Here is a 20,691-nt window from a genome sequence, read left to right as displayed (position 1 = left end):
ATACGTTAAATTTTAATTTTTGTTTTTTTTGGGCGTGCCCTTGTGGGCAAAAGCCCACAAGGTCGGCGTGCTACGGGCTACGTGCGGAATGCCCCGACCCTTGCGTCAGCAAGGGGCACGCCCAAAGAATAAAAAATCAAATTATTTTTTCACAACTGAGCATGATAAACTAGCTACCCACTAAAACGACACAAAAGTGTAAAATATAGTTGTTGTTTTTTGTCTTATAAATTGCTTTTATCAAGTTATGACTAATTTTTTACCCTGTTTTTGTTATCTTTGTACCAAACTAATCGTTATGCGATTTTCTTCTTTTGCTTATATTGGAATTGCATTTTTCATACTTTTAGCTGCTTTGTGGCTGAATTTGAAATACAGAGTTTGCCTTACTACAAAAAATGGCAAAACATTAGCCTTAGTACTTGGCGAAAAAGAACATGAACTTCCATTATCAAAAGATAGACCTGACCTAGCTATTTTACAAGATTTTGAAATGACAAAAGACCCTGCATTGGGCTACGTTCCCACAGAAAGATTATACCAAGCTTATTTATACGCCGAACAGCTACGAAAAAACCCTGTGGCTAAAACCGCAGGTATCCCTATGAATTGGACTGAAAGAGGACCTAAAAATGTAGCAGGGCGTACTCGTACCATTATGATTGACCCTAACGATCCTACTAAAAAAACTGTATTTACCGCAGGAGTAAACGGTGGAATTTGGAAAACCACAGATATAACTGCTACTAATCCTATCTGGACACCTATCAATGATTTTATGACGAACTTAGCAGTTACTACTCTGGCTTATGACCCTACTAACCCCAACGTAATGTACGCAGGAACAGGAGAAGGCTATTTTAATTCTGATGCCGCTCGGGGCGCAGGTATATTCAAAAGCACAAACGGAGGTAATACATGGACACAACTTAGCTCAACAAATAATCCGTTTTTTTACTATGTCAATAAAGTTTTTGTAAGCAGCGCAGGTACTTTATTCGCTGCTACTAATCAAGGACTTAGGCGATCAACAGATGGTGGAAATACATGGACAACTGTTTCTACAATACGCTGCTTTGATATAGAACAAGCATCCAATGGGCACCTTTACGCAGGACATAACGGAGTAATCCGTAAAAGCACAGACGATGGAGTTACATGGACGAATTTGACTACACCTACTACTTTTTCAAGAGTAGAATTGGCTTGTGCTGCAAGCGACGCTAATTATGTATATGCTTTGTGTGAAGAAGATAATGCCGTTAAAGCTATTCTTAAGACTACCAATGGAGGAACCTCATGGACAAGTCTTCCTGAACCTAATGACGCAGATCCAGGCATACCTGATACAGATTTTTCTCGCGGACAAGCTTGGTACGATTTGAGCATTGCTGTTTCTAATACAAATAGAGACTTACTTTTTGTTGGTGGAATTGATTTATTTAGAAGTACAAACGGCGGTAATTCTTGGCAACAAGTTTCTCATTGGTACGGTGGATTTGGTTACCAAGAAGTACATGCTGACCAGCACTTTGCTATCTTCGAACCAGGTAGCGGTACTACGGTATACTTTGCCACTGATGGAGGTATATACCGCTGCACTAATGCCACAGCATCTATGCCCACTATTGTACAAAGAAACAATACTTACAACGTAACTCAATTTTATGCCTGTGCTATTCACCCCAACGCAGGTAGTAACCACTTTTTAGCAGGTTCACAAGATAATGGCTCACAGCGTTTCTCCTCACCAGGGATGAACAGCACGGTAGAAGTTACAGGCGGAGATGGGGGATATTGCCATATTGACCAAAATCAACCTCAATATCAATGGACATCTTATGTGAATAACAACTATTTTCGCTCTACTAACGGAGGTAATACTTTCAGCAGTGTAACGTTAAGCAATAACACAGGTGCATCTTTTATCAACCCCACAGATTATGACGATGTGGCAAATATTATGTACTGCTCTAATAGCAATGGAAATTTTGTTCGTTGGACTAATCCACAATCAGGAAGCACACATACAGTAGTAACTGTATCGGCTTTTGGAGGAGGAGATGTTACTCATATCAATGCAAATACTAATACACCTAACCGAGTATTTTTTGGCTTAAATAATGGCAGGGTAGTAAGAGTAGATAATGCACATACAGGTACATCGCTTACAGGCGTGAATATTAAGGGAGCAAGCATGCCCACTACTAGTGTTTCTTGTATTGCCGTGCAAAAAGGAGATGATAATCATTTGTTGGTAACCTATTCTAGTTATGGCGTAAATAGTGTTTGGGAAACCAAAGATGGGGGTGTTACTTGGACTTCAGTAGAAGGTAATTTACCTGATATTCCTGTACGTTGGGCTATTTTTAATCCTCATAATCCAGACCAAGCCGTTTTAGCTACCGAACTAGGTGTATGGACTACTAGTGACCTCAACGGTACAGCTACCGTATGGGTACCTACTAATTCAGGTTTAGCCAATACACGCGTAACTATGCTTCAAATTCGTGATTCTGATAAAATGGTTATTGCTTCCACACATGGGCGCGGACTATTTTCTTCTGATGCTTTTGTGGGTGGTAGTTCAGTTAGTGCTGAATTTGAAGTAAATAAAAAAGTTACCTATGTAGGCAAAAACATCCAATTTACAGATGCTTCCACAGGGGCTACTTCTTGGGCATGGGACTTTGAAAATGATGGTGTTGTAGATGCCACTACTCAAAATCCTACTTTTGCCTATACTACTCCAGGTTTAAAGACCGTCAAATTAGTTATCAATGGTGGATGTTCCACTTGTACCAAGATAAAAACAGCGCTTATACACGTTCTGCCTGATAGAAATACTAGTTACACGCTTGCTGATGGGGGCGATTTTGAAACTAATCCATTGGATTTTGCTCCAGCGGTAGAAAATTCAACTAGTGTCCCTTGGGAAAGAGGTAATTCCACTATTGCAGGTAAAGATGGCACTACAAGCGGTTCAAATGCTTGGGTTACAGGTTTGACTTCAAATACTTACACCAACAACAGTGTAAGTTACCTATACACTCCAAATTTTGATTTTTCTGCTGCGGGCAATTACACTATTCAATTCCAAACGAAGTACAAAGTAGAAACTAACTGGGACGGCTTTAATGTAGAATATTCACTTGATAAAGGAGATACTTGGCAGGTTTTAGGTACTTTGGGAACAGATTGGTATAACTATTCGGTCAACTTAGCTACAGCTTTTGATGCTAATGTCCCATTTTTTACAGGTGTTCAATCTACTTACACGCTCAAAAAATTAGATATATCTTTTTTAGCAGGAAATCCTAGTGTAGCCTTTCGGATTGTATTCAAGTCTGATGTAGGGATCGAAAGCGTAGGTGTAGCTATTGATGATTTTCAAATTTTGCGAGAAAGCACAAGCATTAACGAGAACGAAATACAAGCCAACATTACTCTCTTTCCCAATCCTGTACGGGAAAAATTATACTTTGAATACGCGGGAAAAATTTATTCAAACTTAAAAGTTTGCATTTATAATTTGCAAGGCAAGGTCATAAGCCAAGAGATTGTTCCAATGTATGCTACGCACTTTGTTCACAGTGTTTCTGTACAGCATTTAAGCAAAGGCATTTATTTCTTAAATCTTGAAGCAGATGGTCAAAGAAAGACCTTAAAATTTGTAAAAGAGTAATTGAGCTTGTTTAATTTGGATGATATTTTTTTTTGGGCGTGCCCCTTGCTGACGCAAGGTCGGGGCATTCCGCACTATGCTTCGCTTCGGTACTTCGCTGCGCTTCGTACTGCCTATCGGCATGCTCCATGCCCCTCACGCAATTGACCTATGCCATCATGTCTTTACCTTGTTTGAACTTGAAGTACAATTACTTACAATCTAAAACTTTGCATGAATTAAATAAAATGACTCTTCATATCAAATTATGCTTTTTCAAAAATAATTCATCCACTTTTGCAATTTGCATCACTATCTCCTTCGAAAAACCTTGCTTCAACATCTCCCTTATCATGTTGATTTTATCTTGCTCTAACTGCTCCGCACGTTGCTTTTCTTGCTCTGCGCGTTGCTTTTCTTGCTCTGCGCGTTGCTTTTCTTGTTCTAATTCTCTTTCTTTCTGCTCTGCCTTCTGCTTTTCTTCTTCTGCCCGTTGCTTTTCCTGTGCTACTCGCACTCTCTCCTGCTCTAACTCCCTCTCCCTCCGCTTCAACTCCTCTTCTAACCGCTCCTTTTCTCGTTCTACCACCTTAAAACTCTCTATTATCTCATCCTCTATCTCCATGCTCTTCCTTAACTCCTCCGACGCAGCTGCCTTCAACAACCGCCTTATCACCCCACGATACCGCTCAGGATAATCCTCCTCATTCACACTTATCTCATACCTGTACTCCCGCTCATCAAACAAAGACAATATCATCTCTAATTCGTTCCGCCGTGTTTCCTTCAACTTCGGTATCTGTACTATCACACAATCATGCGTCAAAGACTCAATAAACTCATCTTTTATATCAATGACCTCCTGTGTGCTGTTGTCCGTAACATTCCTGCGTACGCGCAGCACAGGATACGGCGGATTGCTTGACAAAGGATAACCTAAAAAATACACGGTAATAATCGGTAAAGCTTTGAACCCATCTTTTTCTGTTTTGACAAGGTTTTGTTCTGCACGGTACTGTTCGCCTAAATACCTTCTAAACCGTAGGATATCGGTAGGAAATTTGGCTTTTTGTATTTCTACTAAGACTATTTTTTCTGTGCCATCGGTGTTTTTTATTTTGGCATTGAAGTCTAGGCGATATACGGTTGTGGTGATGACATCAAGGATGTATTCTTGGGGTCTGACTTGGAGGTCAATAATTTCTTCTTGGAGTAGGTCGGATAGGAGGATTTTTGCAATTTGGACATCTTCCATGAGGTATTTGAATACGACGTCATAGGCGGGGTTTGCAATTTTTATCATGGTACAAAGATAAGCGAAAAGGCAAGAATTTGGTTTTTAGGTTGTGGGGTGTTTTATTTTGTTGTGTGTTGAGTATCAATTGTGTATGAGGTTAAGATTTGTGTTGTTGTGTGTGTTTTTTGTGCGTGAGGCATGCGGAGGGTGGGCGATAGCCCAGTGCGAAGCGCAGCGAAGCACCGAAGCGTGAGCGTAGCCCGAAGCACGCCGACCTTGTGGGCATGAGCGAAGCGAAATGCCCACAAGGGCACGCCCAAAAAATCATCACTACTTTTTTCAACAGCAAGAACTTTTTGTTCTATGTGCGTAGTTTGTTGACTTTGAAATAAGTTTTGAATCATTTTATAAGCAAGGTAGCCTGCTGTTTGTCAGCAGTCTTGAAAAGTTTATTTTTGAGCTCGATAGCGTGTTGCAGCACGCTTATCGTACGCTTGCTCTCAATCCACAGCGCCTTAACTTCTCTGCCATATTTTTCATAGTGGGGTATTCGCCTTGCTTTACACAGTAGCTGCCCCGCCAATGAATAAGGTGCGCACACTGCTGGGCTTGCTCATAAGTGTGGTGGCAGATTCGCATTAAGCACTCTTCTACATAATCAAACGTGTTAATGTCATCATTATAGACAATAAGCTGCGCTGTTCTGTCGTTATCTGTACTGCTATCCTTTACAATCTCTTGGTAAAATGGATTAGAATAGGTATTCATAACGAACACGCTCTAATCAAAATACAAATTTGATAAGAAAACAGTTTCCATACAAGCACTATGAACGAAAGAAATCCCCTACCTGTATTTAGAAAAACGATACTGGTCTTTAATTTGCGTTTCAAAAAACTCAAATTTAGAGGGGGCTTCTAGGAATTCTTGATATACTTCTTGGGGAACTCCAAAGTATCGGTACATTGAATCGCTTTTGAAACCTATTTCTAGTGTGGATGTTTTTTCTTCGTATTTAATGTACTTAACCTTTTCACAGGTTACAAAAACTTTGTTTCCCATAGCAGAAAATCGAATTTTTACACAATTTTAAAACAGAATTTACAAAAAAGCAAGTCTAAAGGTCGTATTTTCGCAATTGTTTCAAAATAATTTCAAAGTCCTTAGGGTAAGGTGCTGAAACATTGTAACTACCGAAACTGTTTTCAAACCTAATTCGTTGGGCGTGTAATTGAAATCTTTTGTTGAGAGGTTTTTCCTGCTCATCTGGACTGATTTTGAAATTTTTACGCTTAATTTGGGACAAAAAAATATCCTCTCCCCCGTATAGATAATCCCCGACTATGGGCGTACCATAATAAGCTAAGTGTACGCGTATTTGGTGCGTCCTTCCTGTAACGGGCTTACATTCTAACAAAGTATAGTGCTTAAAATGTGCAATACTTATAACCGCGGTAATTGCTTCTATACCGTTTTGCTTGTCTACTCTAGTTTTGTTAGGATTACTTACGTTCAGAGGTAAGTCAATAATAATAGGTTCATCAATATGGTGTACGCCTTTTACTAAAGCATGATAATACTTATTCACTAAACGTTCATGAAAGAGGTATGAAAGTTCCCTGTGTGCATCTATGTGTTGAGCTGCTACCAAAACGCCGCTGGTTTCTTTATCTAACCTATGACATAGTGTTGCTTGCGGATATTGTTGTTTTAGCCACTCTTGTACGCTTATTGCAGCAGGATTATTTCGTTCAGGAACAGAAGCCACTCCCGCAGGCTTATAGATAAATATGTAATGCGCATCCTGATATAAAATCTCTATATCTATTTTAGGGCTAAACATCAGTGTAAAATTACATGTTTTTACAGAAACCTAATAAAATTCAGACTTTTGACTGTGTTATGGTAAATAAATTTTTTACGTAAACAAGTTTGTTAATTCAATTTTATATCTAAATTTGCATTTTAGTTGTTTTACATATGGCAAGTTCAAACAAGCAGCTTATTTTATGCGTAGATGATGAAAAAGTTGTTCTTAATAGTTTAAGACAACAGCTACAATCTTCTTTTGGCGACCAATATCAATATGAAATTGCAGAGAGTGCCGAAGAAGCTTGGGAAATTATTTCAGAGTTGAAATCTGAAAATGTAGAAATTGTTTTAATCATTTCAGACTGGCTAATGCCTGGTAAAAAAGGTGATGAGTTTTTAATAGAGTTGCATAAAAAGTACCCGAAAGTAGTTACTATGATGCTTACGGGTCATGCCGATGATGCAGCTGTTGAAAATGCTAAGAAAAATGCAAACTTATTTGCTTGTATTCGCAAGCCGTGGTCAAAAGAGGAGTTGGTAGAAAACATACAGAGGGCTTTTCAAAAATTGCATCAATAAAAAATAATTCCTTCAAAACCAAGCTCTTTTCAAAGTTATAAGAAATCAATGTTGAAACATTGAGTTTTAGTTTACTACCTTTGTACTCTTACAATTACAACTATTAAAGCTACTATGAGATACCTAGCATTTGTTGCCTTAATGGGTGCAGTGTGTCTATCTGCTTGCACTAAAGCACCTAAATCCCAAAAAGCAGAAGCAGGGCAAGCTGAAAAAGAGCAGAATAAAAGCGGAGCTATCTTCAACTTAGATGCTGCCAAAACTTCCGTTAAGTGGATAGGAACAAAAGTTACAGGAAGACACGAAGGTACAATCAAAATTAGAGAAGGTAAGCTTATTGTTCAAGGTAATGAGGTCATAGGTGGGGAGTGTATTATTGACATGAGCACAATAGAATGTTTAGACTTGCAGCCAGGTAAGGGGAAAGAGAAGTTAGAAAAACACTTAAAATCTGCCGATTTCTTTGATGTAGAAAAGTACCCTACGGCTAAGCTAGTCATTACAGAAGTAAAGAAAGAACCTAATGGGCAATATTCCCATAGAGTCAAAGCTAACCTTACTTTGAAAGACATTACCAAATCTATTGAATTTGGCGCAAATATCCAAGTAACGGAATCTACGGTAAGCGCAGTTTCTAACTTCAATATTGACCGTACCGAGTGGGGTATAACCTACGAAGGACAAAAAGACAATCTTATTCGTAAAGAAGTTAACTTTGACATCAATTTAACTGCAAGCAAAGCGGCATCTTAACAGGAATTAGGTTAATACTCTTCACGCTTACAAGATAAAAAATTATGCGGCCTGCTTTACTTGATGTAGGCCGCAAAGTTTTTCAAATGCTTATGAGAATAAGTGTTTCTCCTAGTGGTTCGGAATTATTGTATATTTTGTAACAACGTAACCATTTTACTTTAATGTTACTTTTTGTGAATATGTCTTCTCTGGCGTGCGAGCTACAATCAAGTACATACCTTTGGCTAAGTGTCCAAGATTTAGTGTTTCCACTACGTTATCCTGGATGATATTTTGCGGAACTTTTGTATAAACTTTTCTTCCTTGCATATCCAGTACTTCAATAATGGATTGTGCAGAGTAAGCAACGTTGTACTGCACAGTAAAAGTAGCTTCGCTTACTGTGGGATAAACAAAATTATTTTGATTTACATCAAAGCACTGTACCTGGATAGGCTTAAAGTATTGCTGTTGCCCATTTTTATTGACATTTTTTAAACGATAATAATAGTCTACCCCCTTTCTAGCGGTCTTATCTATGAACTCATATTGTCTAATTCCATGGCTGTTACCCGCTCCTTTTATAGTAGCAATAACTTCCCAGGACACTTCTATACTACCTTTAGGTACGAAACCTCTTTCTAAAATGAATTTTTCATTATCTTTTTCACTTTCTGTAGTCCATTGAATCGCAATATAGTCATTAGGTAGGCATTGAGCATCAAAATGCACCAGCTGTACAGGTAAAACTACACAAGGCAAATTTACTCTTGCTCCAGTAGTTATTCCCACAGAAGCAATAAAACCATTACCACAAGCTACCACTTCATTAGAAGTAGGATTGATGGCTACATCATAAACTACATTTGGAGTAGTAGCAGAAGCAATAAGCGTCAAAGAAGAGTTGAACTTATATACTCCTGTACTTGAACCTACATACACATTTCCTGAAGCGTCCACATCAAGTCCATTACTGTCAGGGGATATACCATCAATAGAAACGGTATTACTACCGCCAGGTATAGACACTGTGGCTATTACCCCACCACTAAAGTTTCTTTTATGGAGCGTACTACCACTACGGGTATAGAGAAAATACTCGTCGGCACACATAGCACTAGAACCCATATTCCCATCTATAGAGTAGCTAGGAGTATAGTAAGAAAAATTATAAACGTTTTGGTCACGGTAGTTGAGAGTCATACTTGGGGCATAAATTTCTCCGATAGAGTCTAGTGTCATAAAAGCAATATTGTTACCTGGTGTAGTACAAATACTACGGACTTCTTTAATTTTTGGCAGAGCAGTCCATCCCACAGGCAAGAATCCTAATACTGCACCACTTGACATATTCAAATTTATCATCACTCCACGATAGTTACTCAACGAAAAAGGATTAGGAGCGCGCATACCCCCGCATATCAACTGGGTTCTGTCACAGTTAAAATCCAACTTCCAGTACTCATATAAGGGTCCAAGAATACCATTGGGATTATTAAACCAAACAGAACCACCCGTAGTGTTTATGCAGCGAATCTCTCCATTAGAACCAGAAGTAATATAGCTTGTACCTGTTACAGGGTTAGTACGTAAGGTACCCATCCAATAATTCGCTGTATCCCAAGTAGTATTGTATGTCCATAAAAGCGTACCTGCCGAATTATATTTACGTAGTCGAGCAGGAGTATCTCCTCCGTAGGCATATACGTTTCCTAGATCGTCTGTTTCTATTTCCCAAACTCTGTTCGAATTGCTAAATGATGGTGCAATAGTCCATGGATCAATAATAACCGTTTCTGCAAGATTGTAAGGCTCCAAGTCAAAAGTGAACAAGTTTGTGCCAATTTTCTTGAAACTTGAATTAATCGTAATTGTCGGATTATAGTAGTAATATGTGTGCGGCGCATGGTCAATGATGTCACCAAACATTGTAGAGTAATGTAAATTGCCTTGTTCATCCATACTAATAGCGTTAGAGCTTTCTACGCGCATTTGAATTAGTCCAGGATTAGCACCTGGATGCAAGATAAAACTATACTTAAAGCCTTTACGAGGATGTATAGTATATTCCAAATCAATATTAGGGTATATGTTTTTGTACAGTAGCTTTTTGTAACCTTTGATATAGTTGATAGATTTAGGTTCGCCATTTACATTTATAGTATAGTTGAAATAATCCTGGGCAAGGTCTAGCGGAATAATTTGAGTACCAGAATTGATACCTTGCCATTTAATAGCCACAGTTTCTGTGGTTACTTTTAATTTTATTTTTTGCATTCGGAGCCTCATTTCATATTCAGGACCAGTTTCATTAGGTCTGCGCTCATGCTCGTGAGTCTTTTCTATTTTATCTAAACAGTAGGTAAACCCATCCTTTGTAAAATGCACTTGCAGCCTTCCCTCATCTATGGCGTAAAGTATTTGCTCGTTTTTATATTGATTTTTACCTGCAAATTGCCCTATATTCTCAATGAATCGGGCATGGTTTTGGTCTAACCAATTCACAAAGGCACTTTGGGCAAAAGTTTCAATAAATACCGCAAGTAATGATAAAGTAAGCAGATGTGCTTTCATAAATTCTATGTTTAATTGTAAAATAATACAAACGTAAAAAAACAGTTAATATAAAACAATAGGGCTAGCCCCTCAATTTACTTGTATTAGATAGTTTATTATTTGAATATTTATTCAATTTAACCATGATTATTCACTGAAATTTTTATTCTCTATCAATTTAGTAGTGCAATATCTTTTTCAGGTAAGGTAAATCCCATTTCAATTACTTGCAAAGTTATTGTAATTCACCAAATCTTAATCTGAAAATCCGTTTAGTATTATTTTTCTGATAATTCATTTCATTTTTACCTATTTTTGTAAAGTGAGTGAAGGTTTAGTCTATTCCTACGAAATATACAACTGGGACGAACGCTGGGAAACTGGCATCTTGCTTCAAGAAAATGAAGACTGGATACTTTTAGCTAACATTCCCACAGAGTACCTCATAGATGGCTATAAACTTATTGTCAAAAAACATGTTTCTTATAGATACCGTGAAGAAAGTGAAAAAGCTCATGAAAGATATTTTAGATTGAAAGGCATACCTACTCCAACTACCCCTGAAGGATTTTGTATCCAAAAAAGTGTCATTGAAATGCTAACCTGGATTGAGCAAAAGTATTCTTTTTTTGAATTTAAGGATTATGATGAGTACGAGAGCTTTGTAGGTAGATTGAGAAATGTACAAATCGATGAAGGTATCTTCACCATTGACTACTTATTCAATGATGGCACTTTGGACACAGAATATGAAACAGAATTTTTTCAAGATGAAATAAGTGTCATTTATTTTGATACTTATTACCTGCGTGCTGTTACTTTTCTCTACCAAGAAAATATAAAAGGTAGACCCGCTGAAATTACTATGCCCATAAGAAAAAAAAGAATAAATCGCAAATAACCTCAATACTTATCGGTATGTCATGTTTTTGAGTTAGTATTGAGCTTCTCTATCTATCATTGCAATATGAGCAAAAACTGGCTTGAGCAGCTCAATAAATACAGACCTGTGTATCACGTTATTTTTTGGGCAGTACTATGGTATATTTCTTTTGATGCACTAAGAGATAACATCAGCAATCGCAGACTATTACTTTCTCGTATTGATGACAAAGATACCTTTGCCGCAGTGTTATGCAGCACTTTATTAGTCCCTATCATGATTTACACATACCTAAACATATATCTTTTTGATGTTCTGTTCAGTAGAAGAAAGTACATTGCCTACTTTTTGAGCTTGGCTGTTACAGGATTGATTATTGCTATTTCTATGCACAGTATTTTAGTCAATGTATTAGCCAGTGAAGTTACTTTTGTACAGACTTTTAGTAACCTAATGTTCAGCACATTGATGATAGTAGGTATCCGTTTCATGAAAAATGGACTTTCCAAGCAATATCAATTACAAGAAGCCAAAGCTAAACAAATAGAAAGCGAACTTAACTTACTGAAATCTCAAATCAATCCACACTTTTTGTTCAATACGCTCAATAATATCTACGCTGTAAATATGTCTAACCCTCAAAATGCGAATGAAATGATATTACAACTAGCAGACTTGATGCGCTATCAGTTAGAAAGTAGTAAAAAAGAGCAAGTTTCACTTTCAGCAGAAATACAAATGTTAGAAAACTACATTGCTTTGGAAAAAATGCGTTTGCCTAAAAATGCCTTTGTAAGTTTTCAAACTCAAGGGGACTTTTCTTTGTATTCTATAGCACCTATGCTGCTTATTCCATTTGTGGAAAATTGCTTCAAGCACGGTGTAGGTGTAGAACAAACGCATATTGAAATTTATGCATTTATTAAAAATGGTGAATTTTTCTTTGTTACCAAAAACACTATACCTACCACTAAACTAACAAGCACGGTATCTACCAAAACAGGAATTCAAAACCTAGAGCGCCGTTTAGAGATTTTGTACCCCAATCGACACAGGTTATCAATAGAAATGGAGCAAGGTATGTTTGTAGTTAGATTGAGAATACAATTGTAGGTATTTCTATTTGTCTATTTTTAGCACTGCTAAAAAGGCTTCTTGGGGAATCTCTACCGAACCTACTTGTTTCATTCGTTTTTTGCCCTCTTTTTGTTTTTCTAATAGCTTTCTTTTGCGAGTTACATCACCCCCATAGCATTTAGCTAATACGTCTTTACGAAGTGCTTTAATCGTTTCTCGGGCAATTACCTTTCCCCCAATGGCAGCCTGGATAGGAATTTCAAAAAGCTGTCTAGGAAGTAACTCTTTAAGCTTGATACATAATTTTTTACCCCAATCATAAGCATTGCTGCGATGTACAATTGCAGAAAGTGCATCTACAGGTTCGCCATTGAGCAGAATATCTAACTTAACCATGTCAGATTGTCTATAGCCTATCATTTCGTAATCTAATGACGCATAACCCCGCGAAATGGATTTCAATTTGTCAAAAAAGTCAAATATAATTTCCGATAAAGGCATTTCAAAAATAAGCTCTACGCGGGTAGGTGTTAAATACGTTTGATTTTTGAAAATACCACGTTTATCAATACACAGATTCATGATACCGCCGATATAGTCAGATGCTGTAATAATTTGTGCGCGTACGTATGGCTCTTCTATATAGTCAATTTTTCCTGCGTCAGGCATTTCAGAAGGATTGTGAATCACTACTTGCTCCCCTGTATTACGAATATGAGCAATATACTGAACGTTAGGAACGGTAGTTATTACGTTCATGCCAAATTCACGCTCCAATCGCTCTTGAATAATTTCCATGTGTAGCATTCCTAAAAAACCGCACCTAAATCCAAAACCAAGCGCTACGGAAGTTTCAGGTTCATATACCAATGCCGCATCATTGAGTCTTAATTTCTCCAAAGAAGACCTTAAATCCTCAAAATCTTCCGAAGACACAGGAAATATTCCTGCAAAAACCATAGGTTTAACCTCTTTGAAACCCTCAATGGGTGCAGGTGCAGGATTATTACTGTGTGTGATAGTGTCCCCTACTTTTACTTCACTAACTTGTTTTATATTAGCTATAATGTACCCTACATCTCCCGTACCTACAAATTCTCTCGGTTCGCGTTCTAAACGTAAAATTCCTACTTCTTCGGCTATGTAGTCTGTACCTGTTGCCATGAAACGGACTTTATCCCCTTTGCGGATAATTCCATTTTCTACTTTAAAGTAAGCAATTACACCGCGATAACTGTTAAAAATGGAATCAAAAATCAATGCTTGTAAAGGTCCCTCGGGATTACCTTTTGGAGGTGGTATACGCTCTATAATTCGTTCTAAAATAGTTTCTATGCCAATACCTTCCTTGCCCGAAGCATGAATAATTTCCTCTCGGCTGCATCCTAAAATATCTACCATTTGGTCTTTGACTTCCTCAATCATGGCTGAAGCTACATCTACCTTGTTCAGCACAGGAATAATTTCTACTTCATTTTCTAAGGCTAAATACAGGTTAGAAATAGTTTGTGCTTGAATACCTTGTGTAGCATCTACCAAAAGTAAAGCCCCTTCGCAAGCAGCAATAGACCGAGAAACTTCATAGCTAAAATCTACATGCCCTGGAGTATCTATTAAGTTGAGTATATATTTTTCGCCTTTGTAGTAATAGTCCATTTGAATAGCGTGGCTTTTGATAGTTATCCCGCGTTCTCTTTCTAAGTCCATATCGTCAAGAACTTGATCTTGCATCTGTCGTTTTGGGATAGTGTTGGTATATTCTAACAACCTATCTGCCAAAGTAGACTTACCATGATCTATGTGGGCTATAATACAAAAGTTCCGAATATTTTTCATAATATCAGGGCAAAGATACACAAATAAAACGCATGTTAAAGTCAAAAGGTGCAATTGAAAAGATTATTTAAGGTTTTTGATATTTTTTTGGGCGTGCCCTTGCCCATACTTCGCTGCGCTTGTATGGGCAAGGTCGGCGTGCTTCGGGCTACGCTATCGCTTCGGTGCTTCGCTTCGCTCCGCACTGGGCTAACGCCCACCCTCCGCATGCCTCACGCAAAATAATATCCCTCTTTTCCTTATCTTAGCCCCATGATTATCGCAAACCCCATCTACGACGCCGTGTTCAAACAACTCATGCAAAATGAACGTATAGCTAAATTCTTCATCAGCACCCTCACTGAACAAGAAATACAAACCATACAACTCAAACCTAACAAACTCGCCTACACCTACGAACTCATCGCCACACGAATATTCCGACTAGACTTCGTAGCTACTATCAAAACCCCACAAGGATACCAAAAAATACTCATAGAAATCCAAAAAGCCTTCAAATACATAGACATCATGCGGTTTAGAAACTATTTAGCCGAACATTACAAAAAGCAAGATGAAATAGAAGGTGAGGAAAAAACTTTGCCCATTACCACGATATACATATTAGGTTTTGATTTACCTGAAATAGACTCTGCGTGTTTCAGGGCAGAGCGTGTATATAGAGATTTATTAACGCGTGAAGTTATTCCAAAGAAAAGCAGTTTTGTAGAGTCTTTGACGCATGATAGTTACATTGTGCAGGTCAATCGGATAGGGGGTAGGTACAGGAGTAAGTTAGAGCAGTTGTTGTCGTTGTTTGAGCAGCGGTATTTTATAGATGAGAAGGGGATAATGAAGGAATATCCGCATGAGGTTAGTGTGGAGGAGGTAGGTTTGATGGCGAGGGTGTTGGAGCATGTAGCTGCTGACCGTGTTCAAAGGCAGTTAATAGAAACGGAGTGGGAGGCATGGCGGAGTATAGATGCTTTGACAGGGGGCGTGGGGAGTAAGTTAGATCGATTGATGAGGGAGTTAGAGCAAGAAAAACAACGCGCAGAACAAGAAAAACAGCGTGCAGAGCAAAAAGAAAAAGAATTAGAACAAGAAAAACAACGCGCAGAACAAAAAGAAAAAGAATTAGAACAAGAAAAACAACGCGCAGAGCAAAAAGAAAAAGAATTACAGCAGGAAAAGCAGCGTGCGGAGCAGTTAGAGCAAGATAAAATCAACATGATAAGGGAGATGTTGAAGCAAGGTTTTTCGAAGGAGGTAGTGATGCAGATTGCAAAAGTAGATGAATCGTTTTTGAAGAAGTATAATTTGATATAAGAAGTCATTTGATTTGCTTTATGCAAAGTTTTAGTTTGTAAGTAGTTGTACTTCAAGTTCAAACAAGGTAAAGACATAACTGCACAGGTCAATTGCGTGAGGGGCATGGAGCATGCCGATAGGCAGTGCGCAGCGTTAGCGAAGCACCGAAGCGAAGCGTAGTGCGGAATGCCCCGACCCTTGCGTCAGCAAGGGGCACGCCCAAAAAAATAAAACCTTTTCAAAATCAATAGCAATGCTACAATGCAAAATTTGTCATTTTTCCAGGCAAAGTGTTGGACGCTTTTTGAGTTTTAGGTTTGTTTTGTTTCGCTAAATAAAGCATGAATTAAAAAACTTCGTTTAGGGAATTCTCATATCCAAATTATTGTGTATACTTGTAGATTGAATTCAAGAAAGTTATGGGAATAAAAAAAGGTAGCCCTGACGAAAGAAAATTATCGTGGTATCATAAAATACATTTTATAGAGGTATTTAAGGGCATGGCTTATACCTTTAAGATGATGTTTAAGCCTTCGGTTACCGTGGAATATCCCGAAGAAAAATGGACACCTAACGATGAATTCAGAGGTAGACCTGTTTTGGTTATGGAAAAAGGTAAAGAACGGTGTGTAGCTTGTGGGTTATGTGCGCGTTCTTGTCCGCCTTTGGCTATCTCCATGCAAGCCGCAGAAACAGACGATGATAAAGAGCGCTATCCACTTACTTTTGAAATCAATATGCTACGATGCATCTATTGCGGATACTGTGAAGAGGTATGCCCCGAAGAAGCTATCGTAATGAGCAAAGACTACGATTTTACTTTCACTAGTCGTGAAGAAGCCATATTTGACAAAAGTAAGCTTTTAGTAGAAAAAGAAGCCCTACAACCTCGCTTACAATTTTTAGAAAACAAACGTAATCCTATATTCGGAAAGATATACCATTTTTTGAAAGCAAACAACCGTCACAGTTGGAAAGATAGAGCAAAATAAAAAATACAAGCACTTTTTTCGTATCTTTGTGCCAAATTTGAGTGCCAGGGCCATGAACCAGTTGATCACAGACATTCCTATTTTGGATAGCACAAAGGTACATGACGAGTCTATTCAAGGTACTGCTTTTGAAAGCCAACAGAATCAAAATAATCCCAAAGCTCGTAAGCTTTATATTGAAACCTACGGCTGCCAAATGAACTTTTCAGATACCGAAATAGTGGCTTCAATTATGCTCAAAATGGGATTCAAAACAGAAACTAATCCAAAAAACGCAGATGTTATCTTTCTCAATACTTGTTCAATACGTGAAAACGCAGAACAAAAAGTATGGGAACGATTAAAACAGTATCGCGCTATTAAAAAACATAATCCGAAGCTGATTGTAGGAGTGCTAGGCTGTATGGCAGAACGCCTAAAAGCTAAACTTTTGGAGCAAGAGAAATTAGTAGACCTCGTAGTAGGTCCCGATGCATATAGAGATTTACCACGCCTGGTAAGCGAAGTAGATAGCGGTCAAAAAGCTGTCAATGTACTTTTATCCTTAGAAGAAACGTATGCGGATATTAGCCCTGTACGCTTACATAGCAATGGCGTAAGTGCGTTCATTTCTATCATGCGCGGATGTAATAATATGTGTTCTTTTTGTGTAGTTCCTTTTACCCGCGGGCGAGAACGCAGTAGAGAAGTCAAAAGTATTCTCAAAGAGGTAGAAGAATTGTTACAAGAAGGATACAAGGAAGTTACTTTGCTTGGACAAAATGTGGATTCTTACCAATATCAAAACACGAATTTTGCCCAATTGCTTGAAATGGTTGCCCAAATGGATAAAAATTTAAGAGTACGCTTTACTACCTCTCACCCCAAAGATATCTCCAACGAACTTTTAGAAACGATGGCAAAATATGACAACATTTGTAAGTATATTCATTTACCTGTCCAAAGTGGAAATAACCGTATATTAGAAAAAATGAACCGCAATTATACGCGCGAATGGTATTTAGAACGCGTACAAACTGCCCGCAGCATTATGCCGCAAATTGCCCTTTCCACAGATATCATTGCAGGTTTTTGTTCAGAAACGGAAGAAGAGCATCAAGATACACTAAGTCTTTTACAAGAAGTACGCTACGAACATGCTTACATGTTCAAATATTCCGAACGACCAGGAACCTTAGCCGCCCGAAAATATCCTGATGATGTGCCTGACGAAGTTAAAACTAGAAGACTAAATGAAATTATTGCTCTGCAAACGCAAATATCCAAAGAGAAAAATCTTGCAGATATAGGCAAAGTATTTACGGTTTTAGTGGAAGGTCCTTCTAAACGTTCAGAAACCGAATGGTGCGGTAGAAACGATGCTAATAAAATGCTTGTCTTCCCCAAAACAGAAGGACTAAAAAAAGGCGATTATGTGCAAGTCAAAGTAAAACAAGCTACTTCGGCTACCTTAATAGGGGAAATTGTTTAATGTACCTACCCTAAAAGTTAAAATTCCACGTTATTGAAGGAACCCAAGTAAATAGATAAATTTTTTCTGCTTTGATAGTACCAGGGTCGTTTTTATCTTCATAAAAATTGTATGCAAACACATTTTTACGCCCATAGGCATTGAACAAGCCAAAATTAAAATCATAATACCATTTTTCTTTTTGTTTTTGGGGTTTCCAAGTAACAGAAAGGTCTAAACGATGATAGTCGGGCATTCTATACCCGTTACGTTCAGAAATTAAAGCAATTGCATTACCTTCTAAATAGTACTTTCCCGAGGGGAGCGTAACGGCATTGCCTGTATAGTACGTGAATATTGCAGATGCTAACCATCTTTTGTTAATTTCATAGTTACAAACGATAGAAATGTTATGTCTACGGTCGTTTTTAGCAGGATAAACTCTACCATTATTGATAACTTGCAAAGGTCTATCAAAACGGCGTTCGGTTTTAGACCAAGTGTAACTAATCCAACCTGTTAGTTTTCCCGTATTTTTACGAACAAATAATTCCACTCCGTATGACCAACCTCTACCTTGATACACTTCTTGTTCAATGTAAGGATTGAGAAAAGTATTGGAATTATCTTTGAAATCTACTTGATTCTGCATGTCTTTGTAGTATATTTCTACTGAGGTTTCAATCTCATTGTCTAAAAAGTTTCTAAAATATCCTGCGGCGTATTGGTCGGCTATTTGGGGAGTAATGTATTTGGTACTAGGTAGCCATATATCTGTCGGTAAGGATGCCGTAGCGTTAGAAGCTAAGTGAATGTATTGCCTTGTACGAGCGTATGAAGCTTTGATAGAACTTTTTTCATTTAGAATGTAACACATAGAAGCCCGAGGTTCAAAACCGCCGTAGTATTTGATAGATCTACCACGGGCATATTCAATCGTATCTGTGGGGCGTTCATAGCTTTTGTCGGGAAAAACAAATACTTGACTTGGCCCAATAATATCAAATCCTGAATAACGAACTCCATATTGTACAGACAGCCGATTCGTAATGGTAAATTCATCGTTGATATATATCCCTATTTCTCGGGCATAGCTAGGGCGCAGCTTATAGTCATTTAAAAAAGACCCAGGTTCGCTTTCAATTTCACCGTTGAGAAAAGTGTAGTATATACCATGTACTCCAAATTTGACCTTGTGTTGATTATTTAAAAAATAGTCGTAGTCCACTTTGAGATTGAGGTTGCGAATACCTGATCTGTACTTAAATTCTTCTCCTGTGAATTGGCTACCAAAGCCATAAAAGAAATCGCTGTAAATTAAGCTGACATTAGAAAAGAGCTTGCCGTTGTAGATATGATTCCACCGCAAAGTAGCTGTACTATTGCCCCAAAATTGTGAAAACAATTGAGTGAAGTTAAATATATCTCTGCCAAAGTATCCTGACAAAAAAAGTCTATCTTTTTGAGAGAATTCATAGTTAGCTTTGAGGTTAGCATCGTAAAAGTATAGTTGGTTATCTCGTAAGTTTCGGTTTCTTGCAAATTTCAAAAATACATCTGCATAAGACCTACGAGCAGACACAATAAATGAACCTTTTTCCTTTTTGAGAGGTCCCTCTACGGTAGCCCGTGAGGATAGTAATCCAATTCCTCCTTTGACACCAAATTTTTTATTGTTTCCTTCGTTCATTTTTATATCTACTACCGAAGATAAACGTCCTCCATACTGTGCGGGCATCCCTCCTTTGATTAAGGTCATATCCTTGACGGCATCTGAATTAAACACGGAGAAAAAGCCCAATAAGTGCGAAGCATTAAACACTACGGCTTCATCTAACAAAACTAAATTCTGGTCAAAGTTTCCTCCTCTCACAAAAAAGCCTGACAAACCTTCGCCCGCGCTTTGCACGCCTGGTAAAAATTGTAATATCTTGATAATATCCACTTCACCCAAAAGCGCTGGCATGGTTTTGACCTGACTTATATCTAAACGAATGTTGCTCATTTCCGTACTTTTGACATTTTCATCCCCTTTGACATCGGTAACTACAACTTCATTTGTGGTAATATCTTCTTGGGCTAGGTCAATATTGAGTGTAAGATTACTTTGTACATCAACCTCTTTTTCTATGGTTTGGTAGCCGATTAGTCTAAACACAAGTGTATGTTTTCCTTTACTCAAACGAATGGAATAAAATCCGTACTCGTTAGAGGTTAGACCTTCTTGGGAATTTTTGTCCATTACGGTTACGCCGATTAGTACTTCGCCCGTAGAGGCATCTTTAATTTTTCCGCTTACTGTAAATTTTTCTTGTGCAAAGCTTATGTACCAATACAAAATAAAAACAGCAGACAAAAAGAACTTTACTTTCAACATGGTAATAAATACAATTTCAAAAATACGCTCTTGGTTTTATATCACGGTAAAAATATGATAAATTTAGCAGGCGTGTAAAGTACAAACTTTTGCACATCCCAATGCGTTGAATTTTTTGAATGTATATTTTTATTTTTTGGGCGTGCCCCTTGCTGCGCAAGGGTCGGGGCATTCCGCACTGCGCTTCGCTTCGGTACTTCGCT

Annotated in this window: 17 protein-coding genes; 8 read left to right on the top strand and 9 right to left on the bottom strand. The window is 38.0% G+C overall.

Features of this window, described 5'->3' with window-relative positions; all coding sequences use genetic code 11:
* The first annotated feature begins 298 nt into the window (after nt 1-298).
* Complete coding sequence (locus NZ519_02655) at nt 299-3,685, top strand: T9SS type A sorting domain-containing protein (protein MCS7027642.1); 3,387 nt, start codon at nt 299-301, stop codon at nt 3,683-3,685.
* Nucleotides 3,686-3,920: 235 nt separating this feature from the next.
* Here the strand turns inward: NZ519_02655 and NZ519_02650 are convergent, their stop codons facing one another.
* The 5 genes from NZ519_02650 to NZ519_02630 form a co-directional block, all read right to left on the bottom strand.
* Nucleotides 3,921-4,967: a hypothetical protein gene (locus tag NZ519_02650; GenBank protein MCS7027641.1), complete on the bottom strand. Its 1,047-nt coding sequence runs from the start codon at nt 4,965-4,967 to the stop codon at nt 3,921-3,923.
* 75 nt (nt 4,968-5,042) lie between these two features.
* Nucleotides 5,043-5,207 (bottom strand): hypothetical protein, encoded by a 165-nt coding sequence (locus tag NZ519_02645; protein MCS7027640.1) that lies wholly within the window; start codon nt 5,205-5,207, stop codon nt 5,043-5,045.
* A 177-nt stretch (nt 5,208-5,384) separates the two neighbouring features.
* The gene (locus NZ519_02640) at nt 5,385-5,678 is read right to left on the bottom strand and encodes an ATP-dependent Clp protease adaptor ClpS (protein MCS7027639.1); all 294 of its coding nucleotides are present in this window, start codon (nt 5,676-5,678) and stop codon (nt 5,385-5,387) included.
* 69 nt (nt 5,679-5,747) lie between these two features.
* Nucleotides 5,748-5,963: a KTSC domain-containing protein gene (locus NZ519_02635; protein MCS7027638.1), complete on the bottom strand. Its 216-nt coding sequence runs from the start codon at nt 5,961-5,963 to the stop codon at nt 5,748-5,750.
* A 55-nt stretch (nt 5,964-6,018) separates the two neighbouring features.
* Complete coding sequence (locus tag NZ519_02630) at nt 6,019-6,744, bottom strand: RluA family pseudouridine synthase (protein ID MCS7027637.1); 726 nt, start codon at nt 6,742-6,744, stop codon at nt 6,019-6,021.
* A 137-nt stretch (nt 6,745-6,881) separates the two neighbouring features.
* On the opposite strand from NZ519_02630, the gene NZ519_02625 reads away from it, so the two are divergent.
* Both NZ519_02625 and NZ519_02620 read left to right on the top strand, forming a co-directional pair.
* Nucleotides 6,882-7,292, top strand: coding sequence for a response regulator (locus NZ519_02625; protein ID MCS7027636.1), 411 nt, complete (start codon nt 6,882-6,884; stop codon nt 7,290-7,292).
* Between the two features lie 141 nt (nt 7,293-7,433).
* Nucleotides 7,434-8,045, top strand: a complete 612-nt coding sequence (locus NZ519_02620) for a YceI family protein (GenBank protein ID MCS7027635.1) — start codon at nt 7,434-7,436, stop codon at nt 8,043-8,045.
* A 156-nt stretch (nt 8,046-8,201) separates the two neighbouring features.
* On the opposite strand, the gene NZ519_02615 is transcribed toward NZ519_02620, so the two are convergent.
* Nucleotides 8,202-10,601: a T9SS type A sorting domain-containing protein gene (locus NZ519_02615; GenBank protein ID MCS7027634.1), complete on the bottom strand. Its 2,400-nt coding sequence runs from the start codon at nt 10,599-10,601 to the stop codon at nt 8,202-8,204.
* A 304-nt stretch (nt 10,602-10,905) separates the two neighbouring features.
* Between NZ519_02615 and NZ519_02610 the strand changes: the two genes are divergently transcribed.
* Together NZ519_02610 and NZ519_02605 are read left to right on the top strand one after the other, a co-directional pair.
* Nucleotides 10,906-11,484 carry a hypothetical protein gene (locus NZ519_02610; protein MCS7027633.1) on the top strand — a complete coding sequence of 193 codons (579 nt, stop codon included), beginning with the start codon at nt 10,906-10,908 and terminating at the stop codon, nt 11,482-11,484.
* A gap of 66 nt (nt 11,485-11,550) precedes the next feature.
* The gene (locus NZ519_02605) at nt 11,551-12,579 is read left to right on the top strand and encodes a histidine kinase (GenBank protein ID MCS7027632.1); all 1,029 of its coding nucleotides are present in this window, start codon (nt 11,551-11,553) and stop codon (nt 12,577-12,579) included.
* A 6-nt stretch (nt 12,580-12,585) separates the two neighbouring features.
* Here NZ519_02605 and lepA read toward each other — a convergent pair whose 3' ends face one another.
* Together lepA and NZ519_02595 are read right to left on the bottom strand one after the other, a co-directional pair.
* Nucleotides 12,586-14,379, bottom strand: coding sequence for a translation elongation factor 4 (gene lepA, locus NZ519_02600; GenBank protein MCS7027631.1), 1,794 nt, complete (start codon nt 14,377-14,379; stop codon nt 12,586-12,588).
* A 41-nt stretch (nt 14,380-14,420) separates the two neighbouring features.
* Entirely contained in the window at nt 14,421-14,588 is a 168-nt protein-coding gene (locus NZ519_02595; GenBank protein ID MCS7027630.1) for a hypothetical protein, read from the bottom strand.
* 43 nt (nt 14,589-14,631) lie between these two features.
* On the opposite strand from NZ519_02595, the gene NZ519_02590 reads away from it, so the two are divergent.
* The 3 genes from NZ519_02590 to miaB all read left to right on the top strand — a co-directional run bounded on the left by NZ519_02590 (nt 14,632) and on the right by miaB (nt 18,132).
* The gene (locus NZ519_02590) at nt 14,632-15,687 is read left to right on the top strand and encodes a hypothetical protein (protein ID MCS7027629.1); all 1,056 of its coding nucleotides are present in this window, start codon (nt 14,632-14,634) and stop codon (nt 15,685-15,687) included.
* 401 nt (nt 15,688-16,088) lie between these two features.
* A complete protein-coding gene (locus NZ519_02585; GenBank protein MCS7027628.1) occupies nt 16,089-16,661 on the top strand; it encodes an NADH-quinone oxidoreductase subunit I in 573 nt (190 codons plus the stop codon).
* Nucleotides 16,662-16,713: 52 nt separating this feature from the next.
* Nucleotides 16,714-18,132 (top strand): tRNA (N6-isopentenyl adenosine(37)-C2)-methylthiotransferase MiaB, encoded by a 1,419-nt coding sequence (gene miaB, locus NZ519_02580; GenBank protein MCS7027627.1) that lies wholly within the window; start codon nt 16,714-16,716, stop codon nt 18,130-18,132.
* A gap of 10 nt (nt 18,133-18,142) precedes the next feature.
* Here the strand turns inward: miaB and NZ519_02575 are convergent, their stop codons facing one another.
* Nucleotides 18,143-20,449 (bottom strand): TonB-dependent receptor, encoded by a 2,307-nt coding sequence (locus NZ519_02575; protein MCS7027626.1) that lies wholly within the window; start codon nt 20,447-20,449, stop codon nt 18,143-18,145.
* Between the last annotated feature and the right edge of the window lie 242 nt (nt 20,450-20,691).

It is taken from the genome of Bacteroidia bacterium, from assembly GCA_025056095.1.
Lineage (GTDB): Bacteria > Bacteroidota > Bacteroidia > JANWVE01 > JANWVE01 > JANWVE01.
Note: the sequence above shows the minus strand (reverse complement) of the source record. Positions and strands in the feature narration are given on the sequence as shown.